General features: G+C 66.2%; 10 protein-coding genes. 1 reads left to right on the top strand and 9 read right to left on the bottom strand.

Annotated elements, in window-relative coordinates:
- The 5 genes from LK10_RS04120 to LK10_RS04100 all read right to left on the bottom strand — a co-directional run.
- A partial coding sequence (locus tag LK10_RS04120) for a glucuronate isomerase (protein ID WP_043120348.1) occupies positions 1-809 on the bottom strand: 809 nt, incomplete at its 3' end.
- Between the two features lie 273 nt (positions 810-1,082).
- Positions 1,083-1,928, bottom strand: a complete 846-nt coding sequence (locus LK10_RS04115; protein ID WP_043120346.1) for a sugar phosphate isomerase/epimerase family protein — start codon at positions 1,926-1,928, stop codon at positions 1,083-1,085.
- Positions 1,925-2,848: a carbohydrate ABC transporter permease gene (locus LK10_RS04110; protein WP_043120345.1), complete on the bottom strand. Its 924-nt coding sequence runs from the start codon at positions 2,846-2,848 to the stop codon at positions 1,925-1,927. The genes LK10_RS04115 and LK10_RS04110 overlap by 4 nt, the downstream gene beginning before the upstream one ends.
- Complete coding sequence (locus LK10_RS04105) at positions 2,845-3,903, bottom strand: carbohydrate ABC transporter permease (protein ID WP_081998256.1); 1,059 nt, start codon at positions 3,901-3,903, stop codon at positions 2,845-2,847. Before LK10_RS04105 ends, LK10_RS04110 begins: the two co-directional genes overlap by 4 nt.
- A 32-nt stretch (positions 3,904-3,935) precedes the next feature.
- The gene (locus LK10_RS04100) at positions 3,936-5,288 is read right to left on the bottom strand and encodes an ABC transporter substrate-binding protein (protein WP_043120344.1); all 1,353 of its coding nucleotides are present in this window, start codon (positions 5,286-5,288) and stop codon (positions 3,936-3,938) included.
- Positions 5,289-5,428: 140 nt separating this feature from the next.
- On the opposite strand from LK10_RS04100, the gene LK10_RS04095 reads away from it, so the two are divergent.
- The gene (locus LK10_RS04095) at positions 5,429-6,448 is read left to right on the top strand and encodes a LacI family DNA-binding transcriptional regulator (protein ID WP_052206934.1); all 1,020 of its coding nucleotides are present in this window, start codon (positions 5,429-5,431) and stop codon (positions 6,446-6,448) included.
- Between the two features lie 108 nt (positions 6,449-6,556).
- Here LK10_RS04095 and LK10_RS04090 read toward each other — a convergent pair whose 3' ends face one another.
- The 4 genes from LK10_RS04090 to LK10_RS04075 form a co-directional block, all read right to left on the bottom strand.
- Positions 6,557-7,723, bottom strand: coding sequence for a Gfo/Idh/MocA family protein (locus tag LK10_RS04090; RefSeq protein ID WP_043120341.1), 1,167 nt, complete (start codon positions 7,721-7,723; stop codon positions 6,557-6,559).
- 36 nt (positions 7,724-7,759) lie between these two features.
- The gene (locus tag LK10_RS04085; RefSeq protein ID WP_231567593.1) at positions 7,760-8,620 is read right to left on the bottom strand and encodes a sugar phosphate isomerase/epimerase family protein; all 861 of its coding nucleotides are present in this window, start codon (positions 8,618-8,620) and stop codon (positions 7,760-7,762) included.
- A gap of 188 nt (positions 8,621-8,808) precedes the next feature.
- Positions 8,809-9,873, bottom strand: coding sequence for a Gfo/Idh/MocA family protein (locus LK10_RS04080; RefSeq protein WP_052206930.1), 1,065 nt, complete (start codon positions 9,871-9,873; stop codon positions 8,809-8,811).
- Positions 9,874-9,941: 68 nt separating this feature from the next.
- Positions 9,942-10,289: a hypothetical protein gene (locus tag LK10_RS04075; RefSeq protein WP_043120338.1), complete on the bottom strand. Its 348-nt coding sequence runs from the start codon at positions 10,287-10,289 to the stop codon at positions 9,942-9,944.

Here is a 10,289-nt window from a genome sequence, read left to right as displayed (position 1 = left end):
AGCGCCTCCGCCTCGCCCGGTTCGAGCCTGAGCGTGAGCGGGGTGCGGACGCCGTGGTCCGCGGAGACCGCGCCGTGCTCCACGAAGTACCGCCGCCGGTTCTCAAGCGCCCGCAAGTAGCCGGCGAACCCCGCCACCCCGCCGGAGGCCTCCGCCGTGAGCCGCTCGACGCGCTCGGCCCACTCCGGATGGGCCACGTTGATGTACGCATCCGGCCGGAACGTCGGCACCACCCGCCCGCGGAACGTCTCGTCCTTCGCGAGCCGCTCGTGCGCCTCGAGGGAATCCAGCGGGTCGTCGGTCGTGGCCAGGACCTCGATGTTGAAGTCCTCGAACAGCTTCCTCGGGCGGAAGTCGGGCTCGGCCAGCTTCGCCGCGATCGCCCCGTACACCGCGTCCGCGTTCTCCGGCCCGAAGGACTCCACCATCTCTGCCGGGAGGGCGAAGACGTGCTCGAACTCGCTGCGCAGCCAGTACCCCGAGGCCGTCCCGTCGAAGAGCGGCCACGCCTCCGCGAAGCGCCGCCATCCCTCCAGGGACGCCTCCGGCCCTTGCTCGCCGAACCCGAGCTCGCCCAGCGGAACCCCCGAGGCATGGATGAGCCGCGTGACGTAATGGTCCGGCGTGACCAGGAGGGCGGTCGGGTCCGGGAACGGCACGTCGTCCGCAATCCACTCCGCCGGGACGTGCCCGTGCGGGGACAGGATCGGGAAGTGCTCGACGTCGGCATACAGCTCACGCGCAATCTTGCGCGTTCCCGGATCGGCCGGGAACAGCCGGTCCGGGTGGGAGGCAAGGGAATCAGTCATCGTCTCTTTCGATTCATCCGGAAATGAGGGTGGCCTCACGGAGGGTGCTTCGCCCGGTCTCCACAGCATTCCTCCCCGGTTCCCCAGCTTCAGCACCAAGTTCCCCAGCTTTCGGTGCCGAAGCGCGGCGTGTTGCCCGGAACCGCCGGCGAGTCCCGCCGTCGTCCACTTATAAGTTGGGGAGACCGGCACGGAAACTGGGCAGACCGGCGCAAACGTTGGGGAGTCAGGCGCCGCCGGGGAGACCAGCGCCTGGCGCGAGGGAGGGACGGCTCAGGCGACCCCGACGCCCGCCGCTTCGAGCACCTTGGCAAAGGCGCGCGCCGCGACGCCGAACGCGTAGGGCCCGCTGAAGCCGCCCGTCTCGTAGGCGTAGGCGAGGTGGGGCTCGAGGGAGGCGAAGCCCTCGTACCCGCTGTCACGGAGGGCCTCGACGGTCCGCAGCACCTCCCCGTCGCCCTCACCGGCCGGGACCACCTGCCTGTTGGAGAACAGTGCGTCCTTCACCTGGAGGTACACGACGTGGGGGCGCAGGCGCGTATAGGCGTCTGAGAACGGCTTGACGCCGACCTGGACGAAGTTGGCCGGATCCCACGCGAGCTTGAGCGCGGGTGAATCAACGGTCTCGACGATGTCCAGGACGCGCTCCGGGACGTCGCCGAAGATGTCCTTCTCGTTCTCGTGCACGAGCGTGACCCCGGTTCCCTCCGCGCGGCGGGCCAGCGCCGTCATCCGCTCGATGACGGCGTCCCGCACCTCCTCGGGCGCCTTGCCCTCGTAGTAGAAGGAGAAGATGCGGATGTAAGGCGCGCCCAGGACCTCGGCCGCGCGGAGGGCACGGCCCAGCCGCTCGACCTCGTGCTCGACCGGGAGGCCGACGTCGACCTTCCCGATCGGGGAGGCGATCGCCGAGGCCTTGAGCCCAGCCTCGTCGAACACCCCCTTGAGCTCGGCGAGCTGCTCCTCGGAGAGCTCGATGATGTTCGTCCCCCACGCGCCCCGGACCTCGATGTGGCTCGCCCCGAGCGCGCGCATGACAGCCGCCTGGACGCGAGGGTCGTCGTCAATCTCGTCCCCGAAACCGGACAGTGCCCACTGGACTGATTCTGACTTCGTCACTTGACTCCTCCGGCGGTCAGGCCGCCCACTAGATACTTCTGGAAGAACAGGTACAGGAACACGACCGGCGCGGCGCACACGAGCGCGGATGCCATCATCTGGCCGTAGTACGGAATGGCCCCGCCTTCGGTGCTCGTCGCGAAGATCTGCAGGGCGACGGCGGCAGTCTGGCTGGTCGGATTCGTCATGACGGACGCGAAGAGGACGTCGTTCCAGCCGAGCAGGAACGCGAAGATGCCGGAGACGATGATGCCGGGCCAGCTGAGCGGCAGGATGATCTTCGTCAGGATCCCGAAGCTCGTTGCGCCGTCGATCCGCGCCGCCTCCTCAAGTTCCTTGGGCAGGCCCCTCAAGTAGGTGACCATGACCCACGTCGAGAACGGCAGCGCGAACGTCAGGTACGTGATGAAGAGGCCCCACCGGGTACCGATGACCTGGAGGCCCAGATACGTGGCCGACGAGGAGAACAGCACGAACACCGGCAGCACGAGGAGGGTGCCGGGCACAGACTGCAGCGCCAGGAGGGCGCGCATGATCGTGAGACGGCCGAAGAACTGGTACCGCACGAGCACGTACGCCGTACCGATCGAGAGCGCCGCCGAGACGATCGCGGTCGCACCAGCGACGATGATCGAGTTCATGAGGCCGTTGGCGAGGCCCACGTTGGTCCAGATGTTCGCGTAGTTGTCCGGCGTGAACACCGCCGGCCAGAAGTCGCCGCGGGCGACCGAGATGTCCGAGTTGAGGCTCGCGAGGACGATGTAGACCACCGGAGCGAGCACGAACAGCGCCAGAACACCGATGACGACGACGATCAGCCAGTTGGGCAGGAGGCGCGTCACCTGAGATTGCTGGCGCGAGCCGGGACGGTCGACGGCGACGGCGGAGGCGCCGGGTCGCGTTGCCAGGGTGCTGGTCATTTGCGGCCTCCCTGTTCGGCCTCGTCGAGCTTGACGACGCGCAGATAGATGAAGAGCGGGATTGCGATGAGGATGAGCGAGACGACCGCCATGGCGGCGCTCAAGCCGAAGCGGAAGCTCTGGAAGCTCGTCACGTAGGTGAGGACGGGCAGGAGCTCGACGTCGTGTGGCGCGGGTATGCCGAACAGCACGAACGGGAGCGTGAAGTTGTTGATGTGGTTGAGCATTCCGATGATGAAGGCCAGCGAGATCGGCCCCTTCAGGTAGGGGAAGATCACGTAGCGGAGCTTCGTCCACCACAGGGCGCCGTCAAGGGCGGACGCCTCGTGGACCTCGTGGTCGACGGCTTGGAGGCCAGCGAGCGCGAGCAGGTAGATGAACGGCCAGGAGGCCCAGATCTGCACGAAGATGAGCGTCCAGTACGTGTTGGGGCCGTTGAGGAAGAGTCCGGGATCGGCCCCGAGGCTGTGGAAGCTCTTGTCGATGATGCCCCCGGGCTGGAACATCGTGCGCCACACGGTCGCGACGACGAAGGAGGGCAGGATGTACGGGATGAGGAACACGGAGCGGACGACCGCCCGGCCCTTGAACGCGTTCTGGGTCGCGACAGCGGCCGCGATGCCGATGGGCATCGCGATGACGGTCGCGATGAACGAGTACGAGACGCTGAGCCACACCCCGTGGAACAGGTTGGTCTGCGTCACCGCCTCGATGTAGTTCGCGATCCCGATGAACGGGGCCTCGATCCACTGCCTCAACGTGTACTGGTCGAGGTCGAGGAGCGACATGTAGATGCCGAGCAGGAGCGGGACGATGATCACGATGATCATCAGGACCCCGCCCGGGATCAGCATCCACAGGGGGCGGTTGCGCTCGGAGGGTCCCCGGCCGCGCTTGCCCGCGGGCGTCTCGAAGCCCTCGCTGATGGCGGGGACGGAGCGGGTTGGGCTCTCGTCCGGGTCGTTGGTGGGGCCGACGGCGGGGGCCGGCCCGGAGGCCCGGCGCGCCGCGCGTGCGGCGTGCCGGGTTCCGGAAGCGGAATTGCTTGTCGTCATGTCATTTGCCTCGCCGGATCGGAGTCCGCGGGTTACTTCACCCGGTTGAGGGACTGCTGGGCCTTGTTCTGCGCATCGCTGATGCGGGAGTTCAAGGCGGAATCGGACACGTTGCCGGACGAGAGGTCCGGGATGCTCTGGACGACCACGTTGAGGAGATCAAGCTGGATGTCGCTCCAGGCCCCGGTGAACGGCGTCGCCTTCGACTCCTTGGCCGCCTGCGTAAGGGCCGCCATGTGCGGCGCGGAGTCAAGCGAGGCGAGGGCGTCCGCGTTGGCGGGCAGGTCACCGAAGATCTTCTGGTAGTTGAGCTGCTCGTCCTTGCTCGTCACGAGGTTGATGTAGGCGAGCGCGAGGTCCTGGTTCTTGGAGTAGCTCGCGACGACGAGGTTGTCGCCCGAGAGGATCGACGCCGCCTGGTTCGAGCCGGCCTTGTCCGAGGTCTGGCCAGGAGCCACGGTGGGCATGAGGGCGTAATCCCACTGGTCCTTGATCGGCGACTTGTCGAGGGTCGGGATCGAACCGGAGCTCGTCATGAGGAAGTAGGCGTCCTTGCCCGACGCGAAGTCGGCGAGTGCCTGGCTGTTGCTCCAGCCAACCGAGGCAGGGTTCACGACCTTGTCCTTGGTGAGCCAGCCGAAGTACGTCGAGTAGGCGGTCTTGACCGTCGGGTCATCGAGCTTGGCGGTCTTGCCGTCCACGAGCGGATTGCCTGCTTGGACCGACATGCCCCAGATGTACTTCCATGGATCGAAGTTGTCCTTGTAGGCGATCGCCATGCCGTACTGGCCCTTGGCGGGGTCGGTCATCTTCTTGGCCTGGTCGACGAGGCCGTCCCACGTCGTGGCGGGCTTGTCGATGCCGGCTGCCTTCAGCATGGTCTTGTTGTAGGCCATGACGAACGGGCGGCTCGCGAACGGGACGCCGATGAGATGGCTCGAATCGGGGCCGGAAATGCCGAGCGCGGCCTGGTTGAAGCGGTCCTTGCCACCGATCTTGTTCCAGTCCGAGTCGGTGAGGACCTTGAAGGCACCCGTGGAGTACGCCGTCGGGGTGAAGGTGGTGCCCAGCGCGTAGACGTCGGGGCCCTGGCCGGAGACGACCGACGTCTGGATGCGGGTCAATTCCTCATTGGCCGAGGTGAAGGTCTCGAACTTCAGGGTTGCACCCGTCTGCTGCTTGAACTTGGCCGCGGTATCGGACATCCACTGCTTCTGCTGCTCGGGGTAGGCGGTGTTGACGCCGACGAGCACGTCGAGCGTCTTGCCGGCTCCATTGACTGCCCCGCCGCTCGAACTGCTGGATGATCCGCTGCCGCACGCCGACAGGGCGAATACCGCCGCCGTCGCGATCGCGGCCAGTCTGGCCTTGGTGCCGAAACGCATGTGTCTCCTCCTTGAGTGCCACGGGGGCGGAGCCAATGTGACCGAGCTCACCCCTGCATCGATACCGTCGAGCCTAGGAAGGAAGGCAACACTGCGGCAAGCGATTGCCAAAAGTTGCCAGTGGTGCTCCAATGGACGCCATGACCCCGGAGCCGCCCTCTTCAGCCGAACGGATGCCAACCATCCGCGACATCGCCGAGATGGCCGGCGTCGCCACCTCGACGGTGTCCCGCGCACTCTCGAACCCCCAGCGGGTGAACGCCCGGACGCGCGAGAAGATCGAGCGCATCGCGGCCCAGCTCCACTACGTTCCGAGCACTCAGGCGCGCGGGCTCAGCTCGGGGCGCACGGGCGTCATCGCCGTCCTCGTCCCGGACATCACGAACCCGTTCTACTTCGACATCATCCGGGGCACTCAGTACCAGCTGAAGGCCTCGGGCTACACCCAGCTCCTCGTCGACACCGAGGAGGCGACCGACGTCGAACTCGACACCCTCCGCAAGCTGCGCCGCTCAACGGACGGTGTGATCCTCGCGGCCTCGCGCCTCACCGACCAACAGCTCACGGACGCCGCATCCCGCCAGCCGCTCGTCACCATCAACCGGGCGACGGCGGAGGCGCCAACCGTGCTCATCGACACGCCGGGCGCCGTCGTCCAGGCCCTTGAGCACCTCGCATCCTTCGGGCATCGATCCGTCGTCTATGCGGGCGGCCCGACGAGCTCCTGGTCGAATCACCGCCGATGGAAGGCGATCGAGGAAGCCGCCGCGAAGCGCGGGATGGCGGCAACTCGTCTCGGACCCTATGCGCCCACGGCCTTCTCAGGCGCGGCGGCAGCGGACGCGACTCTGGGAACGGGAGTGACGGCAGTCATCGCGTTCAACGACCTCCTCGCGATCGGCATGCTCGAGCGGTTCCGCGAGCGCGGCGTGCGGGTGCCCGAGGACATCAGCATCGTGGGGTGCGACGACATCTTCGGCGCTGACTTCTGCAACCCGCCTCTAACGACCATCTCATCGCCGATTGAGCAAGCCGGCCGAGTCGCGGTCTCGATGCTCATGGCCCAGCTGGACCCCATCCGCGGGGGCACCCCGCGCAAGCTTGCCGTCATGCCGACGCACCTCAAGGTCCGCGCTTCGACGGGGCCAGCGCGCGCCTGACCTCTAGGTTTCCGACCTTCTTCGATCCTCAGATCGGCCGAAAGCGGCGTGTCGGCGAACCGACACGCCGCTTTGGCCCATCAAACGTGGTCGGAAACCGAACCGCCGTCAGGCACGCTGAGGGAACTTGCCCTCCTCGGCGATCTTCTTGTTCAGGAGCCCGAGGAACTCGTCCTCGTCGAAGTCCATCGGCACCTCTTTGCCCGTCCAGGCGGAGAGGTGGATCGCGTTGGCGAGGCGCACGCCCAGGATCCCGTCGCTGCCGGGCGCGATAAGCGGGCTCCCGTCGAGGATGTTGGCCGCGAAGTTCTCGAATACAGTCGCGTGCTGGCCGCCCCAAGCGGAGTCGAACTCGACCGTCTCGTGCGTGTAGTACTCGTTGGGATCGAACTCGTCCCGGGTCATCTTCCAGATGTCCTCGGTCGGGATGCTCACGTTGATCTCCTGCTCCGAGCGGCGGTAACGGGTCACGACCGCCGTCTGCGAGTCGGTGACGACGATCTTGCCCTTGTCGCCAGTAATCTCGAAGCGGTCTGTGCCCACCAGCTCGTGGGTCGCCGTCGTGAAGGTGCCCGTGGCGCCGTCGCCATAGTCGACGACGACGGTGACCTCATCCTCGACGGCGATGTCCCGCCGGAAGCCGAACGCAGCCTTCGCGAACACGCTCTTCGGCACTCCGCAGATCCACTGCCACAGGTCGAGGTTATGGGGCGCTTGGTTCACCAGGACGCCGCCGCCCTCGCCGCCCCACGTCGCGCGCCACGCGCTCTGGTTGTAGTACGCCTGCGGTCGGTACCACGTGGTGATGATCCAGTTGGTACGGCGGATTGCACCGATCTCGCCTGAGGAGACGATCTCCTTGAGCCGGCGGAACAAGGGGTTGGTGCGCTGGTTGAACATGATGGCAAACGTGAGGTCCGGCTTGGAAGCCGCGAACTCGTTGAGCTCCCGGACCTGCTTCGTGTACACGCCAGCTGGCTTCTCGATGAGCACGTGGATGCCCCGCTCGAGAGCCTGGATCCCCATCTGCGGATGCAGATAGTGCGGGACAGTGGTCACGACGGCCTCAACCTGACCGGATTCGAGCATCGTGACGTAGTCGTCGAAGACGGCGAGGTCCGGGTGCCGCTCGGCAATGAGCTCGCGTCGGCCCGGATCCGTATCTGTGATTGCCACGAGTTCGATGTTCGGGACCTTGCCCTCGGTGAGGAACTTTGCGTAATTGCTGCCTTGGTTGCCGAACCCGACAATTCCGAGGCGGACTTTCCTGCTCACTTCTCTCTTGCTCCTGTCGGTCGTGCTGCTGGTGCTCTAGAAGAGGTCCTGGAAACCGAGGGCCACGAGGTTGTCATAGGAGATTTGGAGCGCCTCGAAGACCGTGCGCCCGTACAGCTGATCCTGTTCGACCAGCAGGTACCTCGCGCCGGCGTCGATCGAGGCCGGGACGATCGCGGCGAAGTCGAGGTTTCCTTCACCGACTTCGGCGAATTGCACGGTGTCCCAGAAATGCCGCTGGAAGGTAGCGTGGTCGCCGCTCTGTTGGGCATTGATGCCCTCCTCGGAGAGAGGACCGATGCGGTAGTCCTTGAGGTGGACCATGGCCGTCCGCCCGGCATACTTGGCGAGGGTTCGGACCGGTTCCAAGCCGCCACGCTGGACCCAGTGGACGTCGATCTCCAGGCCCATGCTCGGCGCCTCAGCAGCGAGGATGTCGAGGACATGACGCCCGCCCATCTTCGCGAATTCCACGTGATGGTTGTGGTAGTACAGCGAGATCCCCTCACCCTCGAGGGCCTGTGCGGCCTTCTCCGCACGCTTGGCGTAATCGACCACTGCCGACTCGCTGCGGAGCTCGCCCATGGGCGCCATGCCGATCCGCAGCATCTGGCTGCCCAGCCGCCGGCAGTCGGCGACCGCTCGCTCGAGGTCGACGGCGAGCGGGTACGGCGTCGCGCCCTTCTCGCCTTCGAGCTGTGCGGACAGAGCGGCGAACTCGACGCCGAGCTCCCCGCGCGCCCGTTCGAGTTCCGCGACGTTCTCCTCGTTCATCGGGATCTGGGACACCTCCACGGCGCGGTACCCGATGTCCGCGATCTTGCGGAGGGTCTCGAAAGGGCCGATTTCTGCGAAGCTCTCCTTGAGCATCATCGCCTGGACACCGATCCTGGCCATCCTTGCGCTCCCCTCGTTCGGAATCACAGGCCGCTCTCGTGACGGCCATCACACGCTTTTCACCGTAGGCAGGGATGGCACAGGATGGAAACCGTTTGCCATTACTTGCCAAGCGGCGAGTTTCTGTACCCGAGAGGAGCGGGAGGAGGCTCTGTCCACCCGAAAGGGCGGGGTTTCCCGAGGACGGGCTAGAGCCAGCGGCCCTCGGGGAAGGAGCGCGCGTAGACGTCCTTGATCAACCGGAGTGCTGCCGTGGCCTCCTCAGCGCCGATCCAGAACGGGACGCCTGAGTCCAGCGACGCGTAGAAGTCGGCGATGAGCAGCCGGTGAGACGCACCCCAATAGCTCCGCTCACCGGGAAGGATCCCGGATTCCTCGACCACGTCCACAGTCCCGTCCGCGTACCTCACGGTGAGGACGCCGCGAAGGCTCAGTTCGGCGCGCTCCGTCACGATATCGAGCGTGATGGGCGAGTTCACTGCATTCGCATTCGTGGCGTAGAAGACGGAGCGCACGGATTCGCCGTCGTCCCTTGTGTGCTCAAGGAGGATGTCCGCGGTGTCCTCGACCTCGATCACGCCCTCGAGCGCCCGCCTCGAAGCTCCCCCACCCAGGACCTTGGCCGGGCCGACGAGCCACTGAAGGAGGTCGAGGGTGTGGATCGCCTGGTTCATGAGGAGGCCGCCCCCGCTGCCCTCCCAAGTGCCGCGCCAGGGCCGGGCAGCGTAGTAGTCGGCCGTGCGGTGCCACATGACGGTGGCGTTGGCGGCGAGGACTCGCCCCAAGCTTCCGCTCTCGAGCAGGCCCCGCAGTGCCCGGATCGTCGCGTTGTACCGGTTCTGAAAACAGACTCCCAGCTGCACCCCATGCTCGGCGAACGCCTTGCGCGCGGCCGGGGCCAGTGCCTCGGCATCGGAGAGGACGTGCGCCACGGGTTTCTCGGTCAGCACGTGGACGCCGCGCGCGAGGGCTTCGAGCGCGAGCGGAGCGTGCGCGTTGTGCGGGGTGCAGAGATGGACGACGTCGACCGCCCCTGAGTCGAGCAACTCGCCGAGGCTCGCGTACCCAGGCACGCCGTGCGCCGCCTCCGCTTTGGCGAGCCGCTCAGGGTCGGTATCGACGACGGCGGCCAGCCGGGCGCCGTCGACCGCTTCGATCGCTGCGAAATGCTGGGCGGAGATGTCGCCGCACCCGACGACGGCGGCGCGCCTCACGAGGGCCTGCGGGGATTCAGCGGACGCATCAGTTGCCATCGTCCCAACCTAATGAGGATCGCTGTGGCTGGGCAACCGTTTGCCACGCTTGCCGCCGCTCTCGGCGTTCAGGACTCGTCGATACGTTTGAGGAGATCGCCGAGAGCCTCGCGGATCTCGTCGTGGTTGTACTGGCTCGCCCGGCTCTCGCCCGAAATCACCGCGCACCGGTGGACCTTGTTGAGGTCGCCGAAGGGGAACTTGTAATGCGCTTTGCTCTCGTCCGAGGCTTCATCGTCGAGTCCCAGGAACCATTCCGAATACCCGCCGGGTCCCTTCTTGTCGAGAAATTCGCTCAACTCTTGGGTTTTGGGGGCGTGCTCGCTCCAGTCATCGCGGCTGTCACGCACAACCTTGCCCTCGCGGATCAGCGATTTCGCGTGCTCGAACGCTTTCTTGTTCAGCTTAACCGTCAC

The organism is Sinomonas humi (assembly GCF_000802235.1).
In the GTDB taxonomy this organism is placed as follows: Bacteria; Actinomycetota; Actinomycetes; order Actinomycetales; family Micrococcaceae; genus Sinomonas; species Sinomonas humi.
This window is presented reverse-complemented; position numbering and strand designations above follow the sequence as displayed.